We start from the raw sequence: 21,387 nt of genomic DNA, 5'->3' as shown, positions 1-21,387 counted from the left end.
GGACCGCGCACGTCACGCCGATTGAGCCGAGGGCGAAGGGGGCAGCAGCGGCCCGCACTCCCACTGCTGGAAGATCAGCCGGGTCTCCACCCGCGCCACCTCCCGCTGCGATGTGAACTCGTCCAGCACCAGCCGCTGAAGATCGGCCATGTCGGCGACCGCGACATGGACCAGGTAGTCGTCGGGGCCCGTCAGGTGGAACACCGTCCGCGATTCCGGCAGGACCCGGATCCGCTCCACGAACGGCCCCACCAGTTCCCGGCGGTGCGGCCTGACCTGCACCGACAGCAGGGCTTCCAGTCCCCGCCCGAGCTTGGCCGGATCCAGCTCCAGCCGGTGCCCGAGGATCACGCCCGACCGGCGCAGCCGCGTCACCCGGTCCAGACACGTCGACGGAGCCACCCCGACCTGCGCGGCGAGATCCCGGTAGGTCGCCCGGGCGTCGTTCTGCAACAGCCGCAGCAGATGGAGATCCACCGGATCCAGTACGACAGATTCAGCCATTCGTCGAACGTAGCACGGGACTCGCCCGCGGCTGCCCGGTCGATGTTCACCCTTGCCCACCATGGACATGGACACAACGAGCACGCGCGCCCACGACGGCGCCCGCACCGCACCGCGAGCCCTCGCCACCGAGGCCGTGCACGCCGGGCGGGACGACCTCGCCCGGCAGGGTCTGCACGCCCCGCCGATCGACCTGTCCACCACGTATCCGTCGTACGACAGCCGCGGCGAGGCGGCCCGTATCGACGCGTTCGCCACCACCGGCGCCGAGCCGGACGGTCCGCCCGTCTACGGGCGGCTGGGCAACCCGACCGTCGCCCGCTTCGAGACCGCCCTGGCCCGGCTCGAGGGCACCGAGGCGGCGGTGGCGTTCGCCAGCGGCATGGCGGCGCTGAGCGCCGTCCTCCTCGTCCGCGGCTCGATGGGCCTGCGCCACGTCGTCGCCGTCCGCCCCCTCTACGGCTGTAGCGACCACCTGCTGACCGCCGGGCTGCTGGGCTCGGAGGTGACCTGGACCGATCCCGCCGGTGTCGCCGACGCGCTGCGCCCGGACACCGGCCTGGTCATCGTCGAGTCCCCGGCCAACCCCACCCTCGCCGAGGTCGACCTGCGGGCCGTCGCGCACGCCTGCGGTTCGGTGCCGCTGCTCGTGGACAACACCTTCGCCACACCCGTCCTCCAGCGCCCCGCCGAGCACGGCGCGCGGCTGGTGCTGCACAGCGCCACCAAGTACCTCGGCGGCCACGGCGACGTCCTGGCGGGCGTGGTCGCCTGCGACGAGGAACTCGCGGGCCGGCTGCGCCAGGTGCGCTTCGCCACCGGCGGCGTCCTGCACCCGCTGGCCGGGTACCTGCTGCTGCGCGGCCTGTCCACCCTGCCCGTCCGGGTCCGGGCGGCCTCCGCCACGGCGGCCGATCTCGCCCACCGCCTCGCCGCCGACCCGCGGGTGGCGCGTGTCCACTACCCGAGCATCGGCGGCGCGATGGTCGCCTTCGAGGTGTACGGCGACCCGCACGAGGTCATCGCCGGCGTCCGCCTGATCACCCCGGCCGTCAGCCTCGGCAGCGTCGACACCCTCATCCAGCACCCGGCGTCCATCAGCCACCGCATCGTCGACGCGGAGGACCGCAGGGGAGCCGGAGTGAGCGACCGGCTCCTGCGCATGTCGGTGGGCCTGGAGGACGTGGACGACCTGTGGTCGGATCTGGACGGGGCGTTGGGACGACGCCCCGACAGGAGCGCGGGGAACTGCGCGAACGACCACGACGCACCCGCACTCGCCGGCTGACGTACGCCCCTACGACGCGGAGGCGCTCCCCAGCTCCTCCGCACTCGTCACGACCGCCTCACCCAGCCGCGCAGTGATCACCAGCGTCCCCTCCTCGACCTGATAGTCCAGAGGGAGCCCCAGCCCCCGCATCGCCGCGACCATGCCCGTGTTGGACGCCTGCGTCACGGCGTACACGCTGGAGCACCCCGCCTCGACGGCCATGGCCGCCAGCCGCGAGAGCAACTCCGCCCCGACACCCCGCCGCTGCCACGCGTCCTCGACGAGCAGTGCGACCTCCGTCTCGTCCCCGTCCCACAGGAGGTGACCGAGCCCGACGATCCGCCCGGAGGCCGTCTGCACGGCGAGCGTGCGGCCGTAGCGCGGACTCAGCAGGTGGTTGAGGTAGCGGTCGGCGTCACCGACGGGACCGTGGTAGCGCAGCTTCAACGTGCGCGGCGAGCACCGCTCGTGCATCGCCCGGGCCGCGTCGAGGTCGCGTGTGTCGGCCCGCCGCACGGTGATGTCGCTGCCCTCGGCGAGCGTGAGCACGTCCCGTCCGTGCGGCAGGCGCGGTCCGAGCCGGGCGTCCAGTTCCACCAGGGCCCTGGCCCGGGCGAACTCGGTCGGGGTGAACGGCAGGTACGGCCGCTCCACGGTGATCACTCCGCCTTCCGGGGCACGCAGCCGCATCACCGTGTCGTCCAGGGCGCCCTCCACCGGCAGTCCGGCGGGCGCCCGGCCGCCACGGGCCGGAGCGGGCTGGGACCGGATCGTGCACCGGCCCAGCAACTGCCGCAGGGCCAGCGGCAGTTCCGCCGCGTCCAGGGCGGTGCGGGCGGCGAGGCCGAGGACCCGGGTCGGCGCGTCCACGAGGTCGTGGGCGTCGGCCCGCTCGATCCAGGTGTCGGCGCCACCGGCCGACTCGACGGCCGCGGCGATCGCGGACGCCGACAGGGTGGCAGGGCCCCGCAGCAGGAACTCGTCGACCGTGCCCTCGGCCAGCGGGTGCGTCTGAAGGCTGAGGATGTCGACCTGCTGCCCGGCCAGGGCGCCGCACAGAGCCGCCAGCGACCCCGGCTCGTCCTGAACCGTGGTCCGCATCCGCCACAGGGTGTTCGCCCCCGGCACCGCTTCCGGTGCCGGGGACCCGGTATCACTCGTCGGCGGCGCGTGTTCCTGGCGTCGTGTCCGCCAGGCGTGGAACGCCGCCGTGGCCCGCCGCCACGAGGAGGCGGGGCGGCGGTTGTCGTCGGGCTGCGTCCGGTGGGTCACTTCTCGCGTCATGCACCCACTGTGACGGAACGGTGTTGCGTGATCGCGAACGCATTGTGACCGGCGGGTAAAGAGGCCAGCTTTCCCTCTTCGTCCATGCTTCAAACGTTGCGTTCCGTGCCTACTGGCCGACCAGGCCCGGCTGGAGCGTCCGGGTGAACAGCACGGTGCCGTCCTGCTCCCGCAGACGCACCGTCAGTTCGCCGCTGTGGCCGTCGATGTCGACCTCGCCGAAGAACTGGAAGCCGCCGGCGGGGGAGACGTTGGCGGTCGTCGGTGCCTTCACGAACACGCGGTCCGGGCCGAAGGTGCCGTCGAGCGCGTTTGCCGGGAAGGCACCGGCGTTGAGGGGGCCGGAGACGAACTCCCAGAACGGCTCGAAGTCGGTGAAGGCGGCCTTCGACGGCAGGTAGTGCTGCGCCGAGGTGTGGTGCACATCGGCCGTCAGCCACACCGTGCCCGTGACCCGCCGGTGCTTGACGAACCGCAGCAGTTCGGCGATCTGCAGCTCGCGGCCGAGCGGCTTGCCGGGATCGCCCTGGGCGACGGCCTCGATGTTCGTCCCGTCCGGGACGACGAGGCCGATCGGCATGTCGGATGCGATCACCTTCCACACCGCCCGGGAGCGGGACAGCTCGCGCTTGAGCCACTCCAGTTGCTCCCGGCCGAGGATGCCCTGCGGATCGGTGGGCTGGTCGTCCGGCGAGTTCGCGTTGCGGTAGGTGCGCATGTCCAGCACGAACACGTCCAGCAGCGGACCGTGGTGCTGCACGCGGTAGACACGGCCGTCGGGGCGGCGCAGCGTGGAGACCGGGAAGTACTCGGAGAAGGCCTGGCGGGCGCGGGAGGCGAGCACGTCGACGCGCTTCTCGGTGTAGCGGGCGTCGGTCAGGATCTCGCCCGGGTACCAGTTGTTGGTGACCTCGTGGTCGTCCCACTGGACGATGGACGGGACCCGGGCGTTGAAGGCCCGCAGGTTCTCGTCGAGCAGGTTGTAGCGGAAGTTGCCACGGAACTCCGCGAGGGTCTCGGCGACCTTCGCTTTCTCCTCGGTGGTGATGTTCCGCCAGGTGCTGCCGTCGGGCAGGGTCACGGTCCCGGTGATCGGGCCGTCGGCGTAGATGTTGTCTCCGCTGCACAGGAAGAAGTCCGGGTCGAGAGCGGCCATCGCGTCGTAGATGCGGTAGCCGCCGAACTCCGGGTTGATGCCCCAGCCCTGTCCGGCCAGGTCCCCGGACCAGACGAACCGCACACCGTCGCGGCGCTTGGCGGACGCCGTGCGGAAGGTGCCGGTGACCGGCTCGCCGGTGCGGCGCGGGTCGTCCGGGTCGGCGAGCAGCACGCGGTAGTGGATCTGCTCACCGGCGGGCAGTCCGCGCAGCCGGGTCGAGCCGGTGAAGTCGGTGCCCGGACCCAGCAGCGGGCCGTGCCATCGGTGCGGATTGCGGAACGACTCCGTCGCCGACGTCTCCACGATCATCCGGGCCGGCCGGTCGGAGCGCACCCACACCAGCCCGGAGTCGCAGGTCACGTCTCCCGCCTGTACACCCCAACCCGCCGTCGGGCGCCCGGAGCGCGCGAACGCGGGTGCCGCGCCGAGAGCGGTGGGCAGGGACAGGGCGGCCGACGCCGCGAGGGAGCCACGCAGGACGCTACGGCGCCCGGGCAACGGACGGTGTGACATGGATGCGCCTCCAGGGACGGGATCCGGCCAAGTGTGCAGAGCCACAACTACTGGCACGTCGCAGCGCACACACGAACCCCAAGTGAACAACTGACCGCAGGGTGAGGGAACCCGCGAACCGGTCGGCTCACCCGGTCGCGGCCTCGGCCATCCGGCGCACGCCCTCGGCGATCCGGGCGGGCGGCACATGGGCGTAGCCCAGGACGAGCCGAACCCCGTCGGCCCCCTCGGGCGCGGCCGGCGCGTGGGCGTAGGCCGACAAGGGGCGCACCGCCACCCCGGCCGCCGCCACCCGTGCGAGGAACCGCTCCTCGGGCCCGTACCGCTGCGGCAGTGTGGCGATCACATGGAGGCCGGCGGCGATCCCGGACACCTGCGAACCGGGGAAGTGCGCGTCCAGGGCGGCGACGAGCGCGTCGCGCCGGTCGCGGTAGGCGCGCTGGCAGCGGCGCAGCTGACGGTCGTAGTCGCCGCGCTCCAGGAAGCGGGCGAACAGGGCCTGGTCGAGGGAGGGATGGCCGAGATCCATGGTGCGCTTGCGTTCGACGACCTCCTGCGCCCAGGACTCCGGCACCAGCATCCAGCCCAGCCGCAGGCCCGGCGCGAGGGACTTGCTGACCGAGCCGGTGTAGGCCACGTGGTCCGGGTCGAGGCCCTGGAGCGCGCCGACGGGTGCGCGGTCGTAACGGAAGTCGCCGTCGTAGTCGTCCTCCAGGACGATGCCGTCCACCGACCGCGCCCAGTCCAGGAGTTCCGCGCGCCGCCGGGCCGAATAGGCGATGCCGGTGGGGAACTGGTGGGCCGGAGTCGTCACCACGGCACGGACGCCCGAGGCCCGCAGCGGCTCCGGGGCCACGCCCTCGTCGTCCACCGGCAGCGGCACGACGGTGACGCCGGCCGACGCGTACAGCGCGTCGTGCTGCGGACTGCCCGGGTCCTCCACGCCGACCGTGCGCACACCGCGCGCGTGCAGCGCGAAACCGAGCAGGGTGGTCGCCTGGGCCACCCCCGACACGACGACGATCCGCTCCGGGTCGGCCACCACGCCCCGGCGCCGGGCGAGCAGTTCGGCCAGCGCGGTACGCAGCCGCGGCAGCCCGCGCGGGTCGGGGTAGCCCAGGTCCTGGTGCGGCAGGTCCGCCAGGACACCGCGGTGCGCGGCGGCCCACGCGGCGCGCGGGAACAGCGCCAGGTCCGGCGTCCCGGGCACGAAGTCCGCGCGGGCGCCGGGTGAGCGCGGAGCGAGATCGTGCGCCCGCGGCTCCGCCGCCCGGACGGCCGCGCCCACCCAGGTGCCCGAACCCCGGCCGCTGCGCAGGTACCCCTCGGCCGTCAGCTGCTCGTAGGCCTCCGTGACCAGCCCGCGCGACACCCCCAGGTCCGCTGCGAGATCCCGGCTCGACGGCAGCCGGGTACCCGGCGCGAGACGGCCCGAGCGGACCGCCTCGCGCAGCGCCGCCTGGAGGGAACGGCCCCGCGTGCGTGCCGGAGCCGAAGCGGCGGGGAGCAGCAGCTCCCAGGCGGCGGACGCCGCGCCGTCGCCCGGGTCGCCGCTGCGCGTTGGCCTCATGGGGCAGAACCCTAAGGGAGCTTCCGCCCTCACCCGGGGCCGGTCAGCGGCTGCCGTCGAGGACCACCCGGGCCACCAGCGCCGGGTCGTCGTTCATCGGGACGTGGCCGCAGCCGGGCAGCCGCACCAGCCGGGCCCCGGGGATGACGCCCTTGGCGCGCACGCCCTGGCGCGGGATGAGCAGCCGGTCCCGGTTGCCCCACGCGACGGTGACCGGCGTGCCCACGATGTCGTCGGTGAACTGCACGGTCCGGCCTGAGCGCAGCGTCTCGGAGAACCCCTGCGCCCGGGCCAGCGCGAGCGTCTCGGCGACCACGGCCTCGGGGGAACGCCGGCCCGGCCGGGCGTAGATGGTGCTCGTCAGCAGGGTGCGGCCGATGGCCGGGCGGGCCAGCCGCTCGACGACGGGCGGCGGCATCCGGCGGGCGATCTGCCGCATGGCCATCAGCACCGTGAAGGCGTAGCGGCGCTCGGCCTCGTTCCAGAACCCGGCGGGGGACAGGGCGGTGACGGAGCGCACGAGCCGCCCCCGGGCCAGGTCCAGCGCCAGCAGGCCGCCCAGCGAGTTGCCCGCCACGTGCGGCCGTTCGATCTCCAGGGCACCGAAGAGCGCGCTCAGGACCGTGCTCATCGTGGGCAGGTCGTGCGCCATGCCGTCCGGGAGAGCCGGCGACTCGCCGCAGCCGGGCAGGTCCACGGCGATCACGTCGCGCTCGGCCGCCAGCGCGGGGATCACCGGGTCCCACACCTGGCGGTGGTGGCCGATGCCGTGCAGGAGCAGGAGCGGCTCGCCGCTGCCCCGGCGCGTGTAGGACAGGGTCACGTTCTGCTCGCCCTGCGCGGAGGCGACTTTGAAGGAGACGATGGCGGACATGGGGTGCTCCTCGGCTGTACTCGCTGACGGACGCTGTAGACAGCTTGTCAGCAATTGCTACCCGTCGGTAGCCCCAGGGTGGCGCCGCCTTTGCGATACCGGGCAGCAGTGGCTACCCGGCCGTGGCCGCATGGTGCCGCCGGCCCTCACGGTGCCGGGCCGCTCAACGGGCCCGCCGCACCTCCAGGTTGAACTCGCCGTGCCCGAACTTCCGGAACAGGCCGGCCCACAGGGGCAGCCACATCTCCACAGCCCGGGCCGCCCGGATCCCGCCGAGGTCGAGCACGCGGTCCGCCGGCCAGCCGAACTCGCCGAGCAGCGCCGTGACCTGCTCCTTGGCGCCCGGGTCGTCCCCGCAGACGAAGACGTTGTGCTCGCCCGGCACGCTCGCCGGATCCACCATCACCCGGCAGTTGACCGTGTTGAGCGACTTCACCACGCGCGCGTGCGCAAACGCCCGCTGGATCTGCTCGCCCACGCTGTCCGACTCGACGGGGGACAGCCGCAGCTCACCCTCCTCGACCGCCAGCGGGTTGGACACGTCCACGATGACCTTCCCGTCGACGTTCTCCGCCCCGGCCGCCTCCAGCGCGGCGAGCGCCACCCGCCCGCCGACCGCGTTAACCACCACCTCCCCGAACTCCGCCGCTTCCGCGAACGTCCCCACGCTCCCGGCCGGGCCCGCGGCGGCCGCCCACTGCACGGCGGCCGTGTTGTCCCGCGTGCGCGAGCCGAGCCGCACCTCGTGTCCCAGCTCCACCAGTCGCCCGCCGAGCGTGCGTCCGACCTGTCCCGTGCCCAGCACCGCGTACCGCATCGCCACCTCCGGGAACCGTGCCGCCGATCACCGGCGCCCTGTCGGCCATTCTGTCCGGGAAGAGGCGATTCCGCCTGGACAGGGCCGCAGCGGTGGGCTGGGATGGAGCCGTGACCACCGAGACCGCCACCGACGTCTTCGAAGCACACCGCCCCGTCCTGCTGGGCGTCGCCTACCGCATGCTCGGCCGGGTGGCCGACGCGGAGGACGTGGTGCAGGAGGCCTGGCTGCGCTGGTCCGGCAGCCACCGCGCGGACGTGCGCGAACCGCGCGGCTACCTGGTACGGATCACCACCCGCCTCGCCATCGACCGGCTGCGTCAGATCAAGGCCCGCGGCGAGACGTACGTCGGCCCCTGGCTGCCCGAGCCGTACGTCACCGACTTCGGCGACACCGTGCCGGACACCGCCGAGCGGGCCGTGCTCGCCGACTCCGTCTCCCTCGCCGTCCTCGTGGTGCTGGAGTCGCTGTCACCGCTGGAGCGGGCCGTGTTCGTGCTGCGCGAGGCCTTCGGCTTCCCGTACGCCGACATCGCCGCCATGCTCGACCGCGGCGAACCGGCGGTGCGCCAGCTCGCCGGACGGGCCCGCAAGCACGTCGAGGAGCGGCGCCCGCGTTACGACGTCGACCCCGCCCAGCGCCGCGACCTCACCGAGCGGTTTCTCGCCGCAGCGGCCGACGGCGACCTCGAAGGCCTCATGGCGCTGCTCGCCCCGGAGGTCCGGCTCGTCGGCGACAGCGGCGGCAAGTCGCGGGCGCCGCTGCGGATCCTGCGGACCGCCGACAAGGTCGGCCGTTTCCTCATCGGCACCGCGCAGAAGAGCCTCCCGGGCCTGACCGTGCGCTTCCTGGAGGTCAACGGCGGCCCGGCCGTGCTGATCCTGTCCGACGGCAGGCCAGACTCCGTCTTCCAGCTCGACGTGGCCGACGGCCGCGTGCAGTCGGTCTACGTCATCCGCAACCCCGACAAGCTGCGGTCCCTGGCCGCCGCCTAGACACGCGGCGGGCACGGTCCGAAGCCCCGCATGAACGCCCCGTGAACGTTCCCGGCCATTGGTCTTGACCAAGGATCAGGGCCGCCCTATGGTCGCAGAGAAGTGCAACAACCTTTAATAAACAAGGGCGCTAAAACGCCGCCGACCACGGCGATTGCGGAGGACAGGGTGGGGACCACGCAGCTGGAATCGGTGCAGGAGCCGAAGTACTGGCATCTCAAGACGGTGCTCAGTGAAGCGCTCGACTCGGAGTTCTCGGTGGGGGAGATCCTTCCGAACGAGCGCGACCTCGCGGCCCGCTTCGGCGTTGCCAGGGCCACGCTCCGCCAAGCCTTGGAACAGCTCGAACTCGAAGGCAGGCTCCAGCGCCGCCGCGGTGTCGGCACGACCGTCGCGCCGCCTCGGGTAGGAGTCTCCCTCGGCACCGGCTCGCACACCTGGCCGGGCGGCTCCGAGGACGCCTGGCAGCCCGTCGGCTGCACGGCGGACGTGCCGCCGGCGGCCGTCGCCGACGCGCTGGAGACCGGCCGCGACGAGCCCGTGCACATCGTGCGGCGCTCCCGGGTCTCGCACGGCCGGCCCGTGGCCGCGGAGCTGCTGTACATCCCGCACCCCTCGGTGCCCGAGCTCTCCGGCATCGACGCCATGTCCGGGGCGGCGCACGCCCGTGCGGTGCTGCGGGAGTTGCAGCGGCTGGAGCCGGAGCGGCAGGAGAACGCGGTGGAGCTCGGCTCCGCCGGGGCCGACGAGGCGAAGGAGCTGGATCGGCTGCCGGGGGCGCCGGTCCTTGTCGTCACGACCCGCTTCATCGCTCTGGGGCGTACGGCTGCGCTGTCCGTGGCGACCTACCGCGCTGACACGTGCCGACTGACCTTCGGTGACTCGGGGAACGTGGAGATCCACGACGGACATCAGCGGCAGGCGTCCTGACCTTCGCGGCGCGGGGGTGTGGTGCATCGGGGGCCGCGCGCTCGTCGTGGCTGATCGCGCCCACGCGGTGGAGCAGCATGGCAGCACAGCCCCTCCCGTAGAGGGGGCGTTGCTGTCGCGCCCGCGTGGTGGAGCCGCATGGCGACACAGCCCCGCGCCCCCAGAGGGGGCGTTGCTGTCGCGCCCAGCGGTGAAGCCGCATGGCGACACAACCCCACACCCCTAAAGGGGGCGCTGCTCCACCGCGAAGAGTTGTTCCTCCACGTGGTCCAGGGCCAGGCGCAGGGCGCCTGTCGCCACGGCCGCGTCCCCGAGGCCGGAGAGGGTCACCTCCGGGGGGCGCAGGCAGTAGCGGGCGAGTTCCTGGCGGAGGGGGCCCAGGACCCCGTCCAGGCCCGCGGCCCAGCCGCCGATGACGACCAGCTCCGGGTCCAGGGCGAGGACGAGCGCGGCCACGTCGTGGACCAGGCGCTGGAGGAAGCGGTCGACGGCGGCGCGGGCCCGCTGGTCGCCCTCACGGGCCTGCGCGAAGACCCCGGCGACCGCCTGCTCGTCGAGGGGGTGCAGGGGCTCGTCCGTGGTGGACAGGAGCTTCTCGGGCGTCACCTCCCGGCCCAGCAGATGCAGCGCGCCGATCTCGCCCGCCGCTCCGCCGTACCCCCGGTGCAGCCGGCCCCCGATCAGCGAACCGGCTCCCGGGCTGAGCCCCGCCAGCACGAACACCACGTCGTCCGACTCGGTGGCCGCGCCCTTCCAGTGCTCGGCGACGACGGCCGCGTTGGCGTCGTTCTCGACCAGCACCGGGCACTTGAACGACCGGCTCAGCCGCTCGCCCAGCCGCAGCCCCGTCCACCCCGGCAGCGCCGTGCCCAGCGCCACCGTGCCGTCGGCCTCCACGATCCCGGGCGTCGCCACGCCCACGGCCCGCAGTGAGCCGCGGGCGACGCCGGCCCGCCGCAACAGCTCGGCGACGGCCCCGCGCAGGCGCTCCAGCCGCTCATCGGCCTCCGCCGTCTCGGGGACCTCCTTGGCCTGGGCGCCGATCACCCGGCCGTCCAGGTCGGACAGCAGCGCGGCCACCCGGTGCGCCCCGATCTCCAGCCCGAGCAGATGACCGGCCTCCGCCCGGAACCGGAACCGCCGCGCCGGACGACCCTGCCGCCGGGCAGCCCCCTCCTCGGCCGCCTTCTCCACGACGAGCCCGGCCTCGATGAGCCCCTCGACGACGCCCTCCACGGTCGGCCGGGACAGCCCCGTCACCCGGGTGATCTCGGTCAGCGTCGCGCAGTCCGTGGCGCGCAGCGCGTGCAGCACCACCGCGGAGTTGATCCTTCGCAGCAGCGAGGGGTCCCCGCCGGTCAGCCGCCCCACCGTCCGTCCTCCCAGGTCGCGCCCGTGTTGGCCGGATCGTACTTCGACGCGGCACACCCCGGCGAGGGGCAGGCACCCGCCCGGTGATCAGCCGGGCGCCACGAACCCCGACTCGTACGCCGCGATCACCGCCTGGGTGCGGTCCCGCGCCCCCAACTTCGCCAGCACCGCGCTGACATGCGACTTCACGGTCTCGGTCCCCACGACCAGGCGGCCGGCGATCTCCGCGTTCGACAGGCCCCGCGCCATCAGCCGCAGCACCTCGGACTCGCGCTCGGTCAGCTGGGCCCGCTCCAGCACGGCCCGCGCCGCGCGGTTCCCGCCGGTGTCGCCGTATTCGGCGGCGAGCTGCCGCACCGAGGCCGGGAACAGCAGCGAATCGCCCTCGGCGATCAGCCGCACCGCGTGCACGATCTCGGCCGGCCGGGCCCGCTTGAGCAGGAACCCGTCGGCTCCCGCGCGCAGCGCCTCGTACACGTACTCGTCGTTCTCGAACGTCGTCACCACGAGGATCCGCGGCGGGTCGTCGACCGTCCGCAGCAGCGCCCGGGTGGCCTCGATACCGTCCAGCAGCGGCATCCGTACGTCCATGGCGACCACGTCCGGCCGCAGCCGCCGCACGAGCGGGATGACCGCCGCCCCGTCCGCGGCCTCACCGACGACCTCGATGTCGGGCTGCGCCTCCAGCACGGCGCGCAGCCCCGCGCGGACCAGGGGTTCGTCGTCGACGAGGAGAACGGTGACCGGCATCGGACCAGCGTAGATCAACTCAGCGGTAGTTCGGCATGGACCTGCCAGTCACCTCCGTCGGGCCCGGTCCGGGCCAGCCCGCCGAGCAGGGCCGCCCGTTCGCGTATCCCGCGCAGACCGCTGCCGCGCCCGGAACCGGGAGCCCCGGCCGGCAGCGGATTGCGTATCGCGAGGACGAGGGTGTCGCCGGCGGCGTGCACCCGGACGCGCACCGGGACCGCCCCCGCATGCCGCAGCACGTTGGTCAGCGACTCCTGGAGGATGCGGTAGCCCTCCCGGGACACCGGCCCCGGCACCGTCTCCACCGGCCCGGTCACCTCGGCGTCGACCTTCGCCCCGGAGGCCCGGGCCGACTCCAGCAGCCGATCGGCGTCCGCGAGGGTCGGTCTGCCGCTCACCGGTTTCCCCGACTCGCGCAGGACGCCGAGCACCCGCTCCAGGTCCTCCAGGGCGGCCCGGCCGGTCTCTTCGATGGCGCCCAGGGCCCGGTCGGTGAAGGCGGGATCGCCCGCGGCCCGGGCCGCCCCCGCCTGCACGACGGCGACCGTCAGCGCGTGCCCGATGGAGTCGTGCAACTCCCGGGCGATCCGCGTGCGTTCCAGGAGCTGTTCCGTGCGCTCCTCCAGCGCGGTGAGCCGCTCGGCGGGGGAAGGTCCCAACAGCCGCAGGGCGATCGCCGTGATGAGGTGCCCCGAGCCGACCACGACCGCGGCCGAAACGGCCAGGGACAGGGGCGCGAGCAGGGCGTGCCACCCATTCCGGCCCGTGACGACGAGCCAGGCACCGCCGACGCGTTCGCCGCTGAGCGCTGTCGACACCAAGTCCAGCGTGAGCAGGAGAAGCTGGACGGCGAGATGCGACACCAGGGCTCCGAGGAACAGCCTCGTCAGGAGCCACACCACCAGCCGGCCGCGGTCGCCCCAGGTGGCCGAAGGGGCGACGACGATCTCCGGGCTCTCGCCGCCGTCCCGATGGCCCATCAGCAGCAGCCTGGCCTGGAACCCCTCCACGACCCGCATGGCGGGGACCAGGCCCGCGAGCCCCAGCAGCACGGTCGCCGTGGCCACCGTCCACCACGCCTCGTCGATGAACAGCCACAGGGACGGCCACACGATGGCCATGGACAGATGCAGCCACCGCGTGTACGTCACCGCCCGCGTGAACGGGCGCAGCATGCGGACCATGGCGTCATCGTGCCAGCCGGCACCGACAGCGAGCCTCCCCCGCACGGGGGAGACGATCTCCACGGCCGGGGGAGGACCGCACTCCGGTCCGGCCGCCACGCTGCTGCCATGACCAGCATCGACGTCCAGGCCCTCACCAAGGAGTTCGGCGCACGGCGGGCCGTGGACCGGCTCACCTTCCGCGTGCACCCAGGCCGTGTCACCGGCTTCCTCGGCCCGAACGGCGCCGGGAAGTCCACCACCATGCGGCTGGTGCTCGGCCTCGACCGGCCGACCGCCGGCTCCGCCACGATCGGCGGCCGGCCCTACCCGGAGCTCCGCGAACCCCTGCGCCACGTGGGCGCCCTGCTCGACGCACAGGCCGCGCACGGCTCCCGCACCGCCCGCGACCACCTCCGGGTCCTGGCCGCGAGCAACCGCATCCCGGACCGGCGGGTCGACGAGGTCCTTCAGGAGACGGGCCTGGCGTCGGTGGCCCGGCGCCGCGTGCGGACGTACTCCCTCGGCATGCGCCAGCGGCTCGGCATCGCCGCCGCCCTGCTGGGCGACCCCGAGGTGGTCATGCTGGACGAGCCGTCCAACGGTCTCGACCCCGAAGGCATCGTGTGGATCCGGACGTTGCTGCGCCGACTGGCGGGGGAGGGCCGCACGGTCCTGGTCTCCAGCCACCTGATGAACGAGACCGCGTCCTTCGCCGACCACCTCGTCGTCCTCGGCCGGGGCCGGCTCCTCGCCGACACCCCGATGCGGGACTTCATCCACGCACGCGTGCGGCCCCGTGTGCGCATCCGCACGACCGATCCCGTCGCGCTCACCTCGGCCCTCGCCCGGCACGGCCACGACGCGGAGGAGCACGCGGACGGGCACTGGACCGTGCACGACGCACGGGTGGACGACATCGGCCGCATCGCCTCGGCCGCGGGCCTGCCCGTCCTCGAACTGGCCTCCGAGGAAGGCATGTTGGAGCAGGCCTACTTCGACCTCACCGGGGCCGAGACCGAGTTCACCGCACAGCACCAGGAGGCCTGACCATGGAACTCACGCCCGTACTGCGCTCCGAGTGGCTGAAGATCCGCACGCTGCGCTCGCTCCCGGGAGCGCTGCTGGCGCTGTTCGCGGCCACCGTCGCGTTCTCCGCGCTCGCGGGTGCCTCCGACACCTCGGATCCGGGGTTCGATCCGCTGTTCGCGTCCCTGTCCGGCGTCATACCGGGTCAGATCGCGGCCATCTCCTTCGGTGCCATGGCGGTGTCGTCGGAGTTCCATCCGGGCGCGCTGCGGCTGTCGTTGGCCGCGGTGCCGCGACGCGGCCGGTGGTTCGCGGCCAAGGCGGCCGTCATCGCCGTACCGGCGTTCCTCGTGGGGCTGGTGACGGCCCTCGCCGCCCTGCTCGCCGGGCGGGCCGGGCTCGGCGCGGCGGCCGGCGGGCTCAGCGCCGGTGAGCAGGTGCGCGCTGTCACGGGCTGCGGTGTCTACCTCATGCTGATGGCGCTGCTCGCCGCGGGGATCGCCGCCCTGCTCCGCAGCGGCGTGGCCACCCTCTCCCTGCTGGTGCCGTTCATCCTCGTGGTCTCGTTCGTGATCGGCGACGCCACCGGCACGGTCGCCGACTTCCTGCCCGACAAGGCCGGGCAACTGGTCCTCCGGGAGACGTACGACGGCACCCTCGGGCCGTGGTCGGGGCTCGCGGTGACCGCGCTGTGGACGGCCGCCGCCCTGCTGGCGGGAGCCTGGCGCCTGCGCCGCAGGGACGCCTGACGGCGAGCCGGATGGGGGGCCAGTAGGAACTGACCAGAGAACCGGTGTTGCTGTCAGAAGTTTTGACAGCGTGTGATCGGGGCGGCCAGGGTGTGCGGGTGAGCGATGACCCGAGGGCGGGTTTCCTGATGGCGGACGGGGCCCGATCAGGATGCCGTGGGTCCAGGAGTTGACCTCCAGCACCATCTCGGGCAGGTCGACGGCGGGCATCCGGTCCAGCCGAGCCGGTTTCTGGCGTCCTTGGCGGCCATGGCCCGGCGCCGCGCGGTCTGGTCCATCAGGAAGGACCCGGCGAGCTTCCCCCGTCGGGTTCCTCGCAGAAGCGACCGAACCGGGTGCGCTGGTCTTCGCTCAGAACGTCGGTGGCACGAGGGCCATGCCGAGGGCCCGCATGCGTGCAGGACGTGGTTCTGCTGCCTCCGGAATCATCTGCAGATCAGCGCGGCGGCTGGGCTTCCTGCGGCGTTGCGGACTGCTGGGGCATGCCGAGGTCCTGGTCGTCGTCGAGGATCTCGTGGATCCAGGCGCACTCGGTTCGGGTGACGGCTCGGGCGGTGAGCATCATGCCGCGCCGATAGGGGTCGTTCACGTCTTCCGCGCGCAGTGAGCGGTCGTTCTCGTCGTGGAAGAAGCTGGCGGGGGTTTCCAGGAATTCCAGGCGCCGACGGAGTACGGCGTGCTGTTCCTTCACCTCGGGGAGGAGGGAGAGGAACGCAAGGACGGCGAAGAACCGGTTGAAGTCGGTGATCTCCACCTGGGCGGGGTCGCGCAGGCGCTGGAGGAGTTCTTCCCGGCCGGCGTCGGTCAGGGTCAGTACGTAGCGCTGGGTGGCTCCAGCGCCCGGCTCTGAGTGCCGGGTCAGCAGGCCGCGTTTCACCAGACGGTTGATCGCCGGGTAGAGGCTGCCCTCACTCACCGGCCGGGCATAACCGGAGAGCCGATTGACCCGGCGGCGCAGCTCGTAGCCGTGCAGCGGGCCGTCGGCGAGATTTCCCAGGATCGCGAGTTCTAGCACCCCCTCATGGTCGCACAACACGTCGCAGTACCTCGATGCGAGGCGCCGCGTTTCGTATTACTACGAAACGATGTACCGTGGGAGAGGTTGGGCGGACGGCTACGCCTCCGCCGGACAGGCCGGAGGTCCCAAGGCCCCGGTACTCGCCCAAGCGGCCGACGCGGATCACTGCAGATCCCGACAGCGCCCGTGCACACCCAGATGAAGTGGAGCCACCTCTATGAGCCAGAACAGCCCTGCCCTGGACGTCGCCCTCGCCTACTACGAGGCCTGGTCGAACAAGCACCTCGACGAGGCCATGACGTACTTCGCCGACGGCTTCACCAGCCGGACCCCCGTCGGCCCCCTGGACGCCGAGGCGTACCGGTCCTTCCTCGACGGATTCCTGGGGATCCTCAAGAAGGCGGAGCTGGTCTCCGCCTTCGGGGACGAGACCACCGCGCTGATGTACTACGACGCCGAGACGGCCCCGGTGCTCTACTCCCCGGTGGGCGAATGGTTCCGGGTCGAGAACGGAAAGATCGTCGAGAGCCGGATCGTCTTCGACAACTTCCCCCTCCAGGGCGCTGCGGCCATCGCCGCCGTCTCCTGACGCGTCCCCTGCCCCGCCACACAGGGGCGAGCACGCCTGCCCCTGTGCTGCGTCACAGGAGGGCGCGCCCGGTCCTGTACGGCCGCCCGCGACGCGGGACGAACATGAGGAAGTGACGAACATGCCTCAGCGCACCCAGGTGGAGCTGCACTTCGCGGAGCAGGGCGACGGGGTCCCGGTGCTCGCGCTGCACGGGTGGGAACCCGACCACCGTCTGATGCTCGGCGCCCTGGAGCCGGTCTTCTCCCGGCGCCCCGGCTACCGGCGCCTTTATCCCGACCTGCCTGCCATGGGCCAGTCCCCGGCGCCCGCCCGGATCGCTTCCTCCGACGACATGCTCGCCGCCGTCGAGGACTTCGTCGACGACCACATCGGCGACCAGCCCTTCCTGCTGCTCGGCGAGTCCTACGGCGGCTACCTCGCCCGCGCGCTGGCCCGAACCCGCCGTGATCAGGTTCTGGGACTCGCCCTGATCTGCCCCTCCGCCCGACGCGTGGAAACCGCCGAGAGCCGCCCGGCCCCGCGGCTGGTCCTGCGCCCCGACCCGGCCCTGATCTCCTCCCTCGACGCGCATATCGCGGAAGCCTTCACCTCTGTCGCGGTCGTCGAGACGCCGGAGGTCGTGCGCCGGTTTCGCGAAGAGGTCCTAGCGGGGCTGGACATCGCCGACACCCGCGCGCTGGAACGTATCCGCCGCAACTGGCAACTCACCCATGAGCCCGAGGACGGCGAGCCCTTCACCCGTCCCGCATTGATCCTGGCGGGACGGCAGGACGACAGCGTCGGGTACCTCGACCAGTTCGACCTCCTGCCGCACTACCCGCGCGCCACCTACGTGGTCCTCGACACCGCCGGCCACAATCTGCAGATCGAGCAGCCCGAACTGTTCACCGCACTCGTCAGCGAATGGCTCGACCGGATCGCCACCGAGCCCGCCGGCTCATAGGCCCAGGCCCGGCAGGAGCTGCCCGCCTCGCAGCTTCGAGGCCATCCGGGCGGCGCCGCAGTGACCAGCAATCACCTCCACGGGCAACCGTGCCCTCCCCCCTGCGCGGTCATCCGGGCCCGACCGCCACCCCTCCGTAAGGCAGAACATGCAATCCCCCACCCCCACCTCGACCGGCACGACAGCCGTGCTGCCCCGGTCCTCGATCGTGGTCGCCGCCCTGTCCACCGTGGTCGAGTGGTACGACTTCACGCTGTACCTGTATATGGCCACCGTCCTTTCGAGGGCGTTCTTCGGCACCGGTGCCTCCTCTCTCCTGGAGACCCTCGCCGTCTTCGCCATCGCCTACCTGATGCGTCCCATCGGCGCGATGGTCTTCGGGCACATCGGTGACCGGATCGGCCGACGCACGGTGATGCTCGGCTCAATGGGCGTGATGACGGCCGCGATGCTGGCCACCGCACTGCTGCCCACCGCGGCGCAGATCGGCTCCGCCGCCGGAGCCCTGCTGCTCCTGCTGCGCTGTGTCATGGGCTTCGCCGTCGGCGGTGAATACACCGGCGTCACCGCCTACCTGGTCGAAGGCGCGGCCCCGCGCCGTCGCGGCCTGATCGCCTCCCTGGCCTCGGCCGCCAGCCAGATCGGTGCGCTGCTGGCCGCCGCGGTCCCCGCCCTGACCGTCACCCTCGTCCCCGCTTCCGCCATGGACACCTGGGGCTGGCGCATCCCCTTCCTGTTCGGCGCGCTGCTCGCCGGCGCCCTGCTGATCGCGCGCTCCACCATGCGGGAGTCGCCCGCGTTCGAGAAGCAGCGGGAAACTCAGCGGAAGCAGAAGCCGAGCCCGCTGATCGTCACGCTGCGCATGCACCGCCGCGCCGTGCTCCGCACGTTCGCGATCTCGGCCCTCGGCTCGGTGACGTACTACGTCGGGATCAGCTACGTCCCCACCTACTTGGGTACGGTCAGCGGGTTCAGTGAAGCCGAGTCGCTCTGGCTCTCCACGATCGCGGTCGTCGCCATCATCGTCGTCACCCCGCTCGCGGGCGCCCTGTCCGACCGGATCGGCCGCCGGCCCGCTCTGATGCTCTTCGGGGCCCTGTCCGTGGTGCTGCCGCTGTCCATGTTCGGCCTGATGAGCCAGGGCGGCTTCGCCGCCGCACTGACCGGGGCGATCGTCCTGGCCTGCGTGGCGGGCGGCATCAGCGCGGTCGCGTGCTCCGCGATCGCCGAACAGTTCCCCGTCGCGCAGCGCCTCAGCGGCCTCGCCCTGGGCGCCACCGCCGCCACCGCGATCTTCGGCGGCCTCACCCCGTACGCCGCACAAGCCCTGATCGACTCCACCGGCTGGGCCCTGGTCCCCGGCGCCATGGTCGCCGTCATCGCGCTCGCCGTCGTGCCGGTCCTGCGCCGCCTGCCGGAAACCGCGCCGGACGCGCGCCCGCTCCGGCCGGCCGACCACGCCCCGCAGGCCCAGCCCCGCTGACCCCGCACAGAAGGAGACCAGCCATGCACCGCATGACGACCGAACAATGGCACGCCTTCGTCGCCCGCTCCACGGCCACCGGACGCTTCGCCACCGTCGGGGCCGACGGACTGCCGAACATCAGCCCCGTCTGGTACGTCTTCGACGGCCAGGACTTCCTGTTCACCACCGGCGGGAACACCGCCAAGGCCCGCAACCTGCGGCGCGACCCGAGGGCGTCGCTGTGCGTGGCCGACGACGTCCCACCGTTCGCCTACGTCGAGGTCCGCGGCGACGTCACACTCGGCGACGACCCCGCCGAGCTGTACGACACCGCCTACCAGGCCGGCGCCCGGTACATGGGCCAAGGCCGGGCCGAGGAGTTCGGCAGGCGCAACGGCGTCCCCGGCGAACTCGTCGTCCGCCTGCGCCCCACCAAGGTCATCACCTTCGGCGGCATCACCGACTGAGCCGCACCGTCCCCTCACCACCCACTCGGCTGCCTGACAGGGCAGCGCACGCCACGTCCTGCATCTCTCATCTCCCGGAGCACTCTCATGCCCAAAGCCGCGCTCACCGCGCTGGCCATCGTCGCCTTCGCCCTCGGAACCGCTGAGTTCGCCGTCATGGGCCTACTGCCGCAGATGGCGGACGGCACCGGTGTGTCCATCTCGCGAGCAGGCTGGCTCATCTCCGCGTACGCGATCGGCGTCGTCATCGGCGCCCTGCTGCTCACCGCTCTCGCGGCCCGGATGACCCACATCTCCCGCAAGACGGTGCTGATCGGCTTCGCCGCGATCTTCACCATCGGGAGCCTGCTGTCCGCGGTCGCCCCGGACTTCTGGTCCCTCGCCGCAGCCCGGGTCATCACCGGTCTGCCGCACGGTGCGTTCTTCGGCGCGGGCGCCGTCGCCGCCGCCGAGTTGGCCGCCCCGAACAAGCGGGCCCGTGCCGTCGCCATGATGTTCGCCGGCCTGACCGTGGCGACCATCGTCGGCGTGCCCGCCGCCACCCTGGTCGGCCAGCAGTTCGGCTGGCGCGCCACCATGCTCGCGATAGCCGCCATCGGCACCCTTGGCACCATCGCCCTGTGGAGGCTGATGCCCGAACTGGCCCCGCAGCCGCAGAGCGGACTGCGCGGCGAACTGCGCGCGTTCCGCAGCGGTCAGCTGTGGCTGGCTCTCGCGACGGTACTCATCGGCTGCGGCGGCTTCTTCGCCTGCTACTCGTACATCACGCCGATGCTGACGGACGTCGCCGGGTTCTCCGACTCCATGGTGCCGGTGATCCTCGCGCTCTTCGGTGTCGGTATGACGCTGGGCAACATCGCCGGCGGGTACGCCGCCGACCGCGCGCTGCGGCCGAGCATCTGCGCGGCATTCCTGCTCCTGGCGGCGACCCTCGCACTGTTCACGGCCACCGCACACGTGCAGTGGGCAGCGGCGCTGACCGTCGTCGCGATCGGGTTCTTCGGCTTCGCGATCGTGCCGACCGTGCAGACCCTGGTGATGCAGAAGTCCGGGAACGCACCCACTCTCGCCTCCGCGGCGATGCAGGCCGCCTTCAACCTGGCCAACGCGGCCGGCGCCTACCTCGCCGGCCTTGCCATCGCCGCCGGCTTCGGCCTGACCTCCCCCAACCTCGTCGGCGCAGCCCTCGTCGTCTCAGGCTTCGCCGTCGCGGCCGCGGCCTGGGCCGCGGACCGCCGCAAGGGCACGTACCGCGCCTCATCGACGGTGGCCCAGCAGGCCGAAGCAGTCTCCGACCAGCCGCTCGTCGCCGGCGCGCGGACCGACTGACCGGCAGGTGTTCTCGCACCCGCCGCACCCACATTCATCGAGCCGGAAAGGCACCACGTTCCCATGAGCGTTCTCAACTCCCCGATCCCGCGTTTCCACCTGGCCGTGCCCGTCGACGACATGGCCGCCGCCCGGCACTTCTACGGCGAGGTCCTCGGCTTGGAGCAGGGTCGCAGCGCCGGCACCTGGGTCGACTGGAATCTGCAGGGCCACCAGTTCGTCACCCACCTCGCCCCGGCCCGTGCCGAGCAGATCCACAACCCGGTCGACGGCCACGACGTCCCCGTACCGCACTTCGGCCTGATCCTCGCGATCCCCGAGTTCCACAAGCTCGCCGACCGGCTGCGCGCCGCGGACATCGAGTTCGTCATCCAGCCCTACGTGCGCTTCGAAGGCCAGGCCGGAGAACAGTGGACGATGTTCCTCCTCGACCCGGCAGGCAACGCCCTGGAGTTCAAGGCCTTCGCCGATGACGACCAGGTCTTCGCCGTCTGACCGCGTCGGACAACGCGCTCGGGGAGGGCGCCTGAATCACACGCTGTCAAAACTTCCGACAGCAACACCGGTTCCCTGGTCCGTTCCTGCCGGACCCCCG

21 protein-coding genes are annotated in these 21,387 nt (G+C 72.6%); 11 read left to right on the top strand and 10 right to left on the bottom strand.

What is annotated here, in order from left to right; genetic code table 11:
• Window positions 1-12: 12 nt before the first annotated feature.
• Entirely contained in the window at window positions 13-504 is a 492-nt protein-coding gene (locus tag AB0E85_RS14860; RefSeq protein WP_030835643.1) for an Lrp/AsnC family transcriptional regulator, read from the bottom strand.
• Between the two features lie 67 nt (window positions 505-571).
• Between AB0E85_RS14860 and AB0E85_RS14855 the strand changes: the two genes are divergently transcribed.
• Complete coding sequence (locus AB0E85_RS14855; RefSeq protein WP_361926551.1) at window positions 572-1,792, top strand: PLP-dependent transferase; 1,221 nt, start codon at window positions 572-574, stop codon at window positions 1,790-1,792.
• A gap of 9 nt (window positions 1,793-1,801) precedes the next feature.
• Here the strand turns inward: AB0E85_RS14855 and AB0E85_RS14850 are convergent, their stop codons facing one another.
• The 5 genes from AB0E85_RS14850 to AB0E85_RS14830 form a co-directional block, all read right to left on the bottom strand.
• Window positions 1,802-3,058, bottom strand: coding sequence for a GNAT family N-acetyltransferase (locus AB0E85_RS14850; RefSeq protein ID WP_361926309.1), 1,257 nt, complete (start codon window positions 3,056-3,058; stop codon window positions 1,802-1,804).
• A 109-nt stretch (window positions 3,059-3,167) separates the two neighbouring features.
• A complete protein-coding gene (locus tag AB0E85_RS14845; protein ID WP_361926306.1) occupies window positions 3,168-4,730 on the bottom strand; it encodes an alkaline phosphatase D family protein in 1,563 nt (520 codons plus the stop codon).
• A gap of 127 nt (window positions 4,731-4,857) precedes the next feature.
• On the bottom strand, window positions 4,858-6,300 hold the full coding sequence (locus AB0E85_RS14840) for a PLP-dependent aminotransferase family protein (protein ID WP_361926303.1): 1,443 nt from the start codon (window positions 6,298-6,300) through the stop codon (window positions 4,858-4,860).
• A gap of 43 nt (window positions 6,301-6,343) precedes the next feature.
• Window positions 6,344-7,174, bottom strand: coding sequence for an alpha/beta fold hydrolase (locus tag AB0E85_RS14835; RefSeq protein ID WP_361926300.1), 831 nt, complete (start codon window positions 7,172-7,174; stop codon window positions 6,344-6,346).
• A 163-nt stretch (window positions 7,175-7,337) separates the two neighbouring features.
• Entirely contained in the window at window positions 7,338-7,991 is a 654-nt protein-coding gene (locus AB0E85_RS14830; protein WP_361926548.1) for an NAD(P)-binding domain-containing protein, read from the bottom strand.
• A 110-nt stretch (window positions 7,992-8,101) separates the two neighbouring features.
• Between AB0E85_RS14830 and AB0E85_RS14825 the strand changes: the two genes are divergently transcribed.
• Both AB0E85_RS14825 and AB0E85_RS14820 read left to right on the top strand, forming a co-directional pair.
• A complete protein-coding gene (locus AB0E85_RS14825) occupies window positions 8,102-8,986 on the top strand; it encodes an RNA polymerase sigma-70 factor (RefSeq protein ID WP_361926297.1) in 885 nt (294 codons plus the stop codon).
• A gap of 168 nt (window positions 8,987-9,154) precedes the next feature.
• The gene (locus AB0E85_RS14820; RefSeq protein ID WP_361926294.1) at window positions 9,155-9,916 is read left to right on the top strand and encodes a GntR family transcriptional regulator; all 762 of its coding nucleotides are present in this window, start codon (window positions 9,155-9,157) and stop codon (window positions 9,914-9,916) included.
• A gap of 222 nt (window positions 9,917-10,138) precedes the next feature.
• Here the strand turns inward: AB0E85_RS14820 and AB0E85_RS14815 are convergent, their stop codons facing one another.
• The 3 genes from AB0E85_RS14815 to AB0E85_RS14805 form a co-directional block, all read right to left on the bottom strand.
• Complete coding sequence (locus tag AB0E85_RS14815) at window positions 10,139-11,287, bottom strand: ROK family transcriptional regulator (RefSeq protein ID WP_361926291.1); 1,149 nt, start codon at window positions 11,285-11,287, stop codon at window positions 10,139-10,141.
• 87 nt (window positions 11,288-11,374) lie between these two features.
• Entirely contained in the window at window positions 11,375-12,037 is a 663-nt protein-coding gene (locus tag AB0E85_RS14810; protein ID WP_361926288.1) for a response regulator transcription factor, read from the bottom strand.
• Between the two features lie 14 nt (window positions 12,038-12,051).
• Window positions 12,052-13,221 carry a histidine kinase gene (locus AB0E85_RS14805; protein WP_361926285.1) on the bottom strand — a complete coding sequence of 390 codons (1,170 nt, stop codon included), beginning with the start codon at window positions 13,219-13,221 and terminating at the stop codon, window positions 12,052-12,054.
• A 108-nt stretch (window positions 13,222-13,329) separates the two neighbouring features.
• Here AB0E85_RS14805 and AB0E85_RS14800 point away from each other — a divergent pair, with 108 nt between their 5' ends.
• Window positions 13,330-14,250, top strand: a complete 921-nt coding sequence (locus tag AB0E85_RS14800; RefSeq protein WP_361926281.1) for an ATP-binding cassette domain-containing protein — start codon at window positions 13,330-13,332, stop codon at window positions 14,248-14,250.
• 2 nt (window positions 14,251-14,252) lie between these two features.
• Window positions 14,253-14,978 (top strand): ABC transporter permease, encoded by a 726-nt coding sequence (locus tag AB0E85_RS14795; RefSeq protein WP_361926278.1) that lies wholly within the window; start codon window positions 14,253-14,255, stop codon window positions 14,976-14,978.
• A 436-nt stretch (window positions 14,979-15,414) separates the two neighbouring features.
• Here AB0E85_RS14795 and AB0E85_RS14790 read toward each other — a convergent pair whose 3' ends face one another.
• Complete coding sequence (locus tag AB0E85_RS14790; protein WP_361926276.1) at window positions 15,415-15,993, bottom strand: PadR family transcriptional regulator; 579 nt, start codon at window positions 15,991-15,993, stop codon at window positions 15,415-15,417.
• A 220-nt stretch (window positions 15,994-16,213) separates the two neighbouring features.
• On the opposite strand from AB0E85_RS14790, the gene AB0E85_RS14785 reads away from it, so the two are divergent.
• The 6 genes from AB0E85_RS14785 to AB0E85_RS14760 all read left to right on the top strand — a co-directional run bounded on the left by AB0E85_RS14785 (window position 16,214) and on the right by AB0E85_RS14760 (window position 21,287).
• Window positions 16,214-16,585, top strand: coding sequence for a nuclear transport factor 2 family protein (locus AB0E85_RS14785; RefSeq protein WP_361926273.1), 372 nt, complete (start codon window positions 16,214-16,216; stop codon window positions 16,583-16,585).
• A gap of 121 nt (window positions 16,586-16,706) precedes the next feature.
• Window positions 16,707-17,531 carry an alpha/beta hydrolase gene (locus tag AB0E85_RS14780; protein ID WP_361926270.1) on the top strand — a complete coding sequence of 275 codons (825 nt, stop codon included), beginning with the start codon at window positions 16,707-16,709 and terminating at the stop codon, window positions 17,529-17,531.
• Window positions 17,532-17,679: 148 nt separating this feature from the next.
• Window positions 17,680-19,014, top strand: coding sequence for an MFS transporter (locus AB0E85_RS14775; RefSeq protein WP_361926267.1), 1,335 nt, complete (start codon window positions 17,680-17,682; stop codon window positions 19,012-19,014).
• Window positions 19,015-19,037: 23 nt separating this feature from the next.
• A complete protein-coding gene (locus AB0E85_RS14770; protein ID WP_361926265.1) occupies window positions 19,038-19,463 on the top strand; it encodes a PPOX class F420-dependent oxidoreductase in 426 nt (141 codons plus the stop codon).
• 87 nt (window positions 19,464-19,550) lie between these two features.
• Window positions 19,551-20,792 carry an MFS transporter gene (locus AB0E85_RS14765; protein ID WP_361926263.1) on the top strand — a complete coding sequence of 414 codons (1,242 nt, stop codon included), beginning with the start codon at window positions 19,551-19,553 and terminating at the stop codon, window positions 20,790-20,792.
• Window positions 20,793-20,855: 63 nt separating this feature from the next.
• Window positions 20,856-21,287, top strand: coding sequence for a VOC family protein (locus AB0E85_RS14760; protein WP_361926260.1), 432 nt, complete (start codon window positions 20,856-20,858; stop codon window positions 21,285-21,287).
• Window positions 21,288-21,387: the final 100 nt, after the last annotated feature.

Origin of the sequence: Streptomyces sp. NPDC029044, assembly GCF_040637495.1 — a bacterium.
Classification (GTDB): Bacteria; Actinomycetota; Actinomycetes; order Streptomycetales; family Streptomycetaceae; genus Streptomyces.
This window is presented reverse-complemented; position numbering and strand designations above follow the sequence as displayed.

Coding starts and splice junctions, on each gene's coding strand:
- AB0E85_RS14860 (WP_030835643.1), bottom strand. CDS start 504: ATGGCTGAATCTGTCGTACTGGATCCGGTGGATCTCCATCTGCTGCGG.
- AB0E85_RS14855 (WP_361926551.1), top strand. CDS start 572: ATGGACACAACGAGCACGCGCGCCCACGACGGCGCCCGCACCGCACCG.
- AB0E85_RS14850 (WP_361926309.1), bottom strand. CDS start 3,058: ATGACGCGAGAAGTGACCCACCGGACGCAGCCCGACGACAACCGCCGC.
- AB0E85_RS14845 (WP_361926306.1), bottom strand. CDS start 4,730: ATGTCACACCGTCCGTTGCCCGGGCGCCGTAGCGTCCTGCGTGGCTCC.
- AB0E85_RS14840 (WP_361926303.1), bottom strand. CDS start 6,300: ATGAGGCCAACGCGCAGCGGCGACCCGGGCGACGGCGCGGCGTCCGCC.
- AB0E85_RS14835 (WP_361926300.1), bottom strand. CDS start 7,174: ATGTCCGCCATCGTCTCCTTCAAAGTCGCCTCCGCGCAGGGCGAGCAG.
- AB0E85_RS14830 (WP_361926548.1), bottom strand. CDS start 7,991: ATGCGGTACGCGGTGCTGGGCACGGGACAGGTCGGACGCACGCTCGGC.
- AB0E85_RS14810 (WP_361926288.1), bottom strand. CDS start 12,037: ATGCCGGTCACCGTTCTCCTCGTCGACGACGAACCCCTGGTCCGCGCG.
- AB0E85_RS14805 (WP_361926285.1), bottom strand. CDS start 13,221: ATGGTCCGCATGCTGCGCCCGTTCACGCGGGCGGTGACGTACACGCGG.
- AB0E85_RS14800 (WP_361926281.1), top strand. CDS start 13,330: ATGACCAGCATCGACGTCCAGGCCCTCACCAAGGAGTTCGGCGCACGG.
- AB0E85_RS14795 (WP_361926278.1), top strand. CDS start 14,253: ATGGAACTCACGCCCGTACTGCGCTCCGAGTGGCTGAAGATCCGCACG.
- AB0E85_RS14785 (WP_361926273.1), top strand. CDS start 16,214: ATGAGCCAGAACAGCCCTGCCCTGGACGTCGCCCTCGCCTACTACGAG.
- AB0E85_RS14780 (WP_361926270.1), top strand. CDS start 16,707: ATGCCTCAGCGCACCCAGGTGGAGCTGCACTTCGCGGAGCAGGGCGAC.
- AB0E85_RS14775 (WP_361926267.1), top strand. CDS start 17,680: ATGCAATCCCCCACCCCCACCTCGACCGGCACGACAGCCGTGCTGCCC.
- AB0E85_RS14770 (WP_361926265.1), top strand. CDS start 19,038: ATGCACCGCATGACGACCGAACAATGGCACGCCTTCGTCGCCCGCTCC.
- AB0E85_RS14765 (WP_361926263.1), top strand. CDS start 19,551: ATGCCCAAAGCCGCGCTCACCGCGCTGGCCATCGTCGCCTTCGCCCTC.
- AB0E85_RS14760 (WP_361926260.1), top strand. CDS start 20,856: ATGAGCGTTCTCAACTCCCCGATCCCGCGTTTCCACCTGGCCGTGCCC.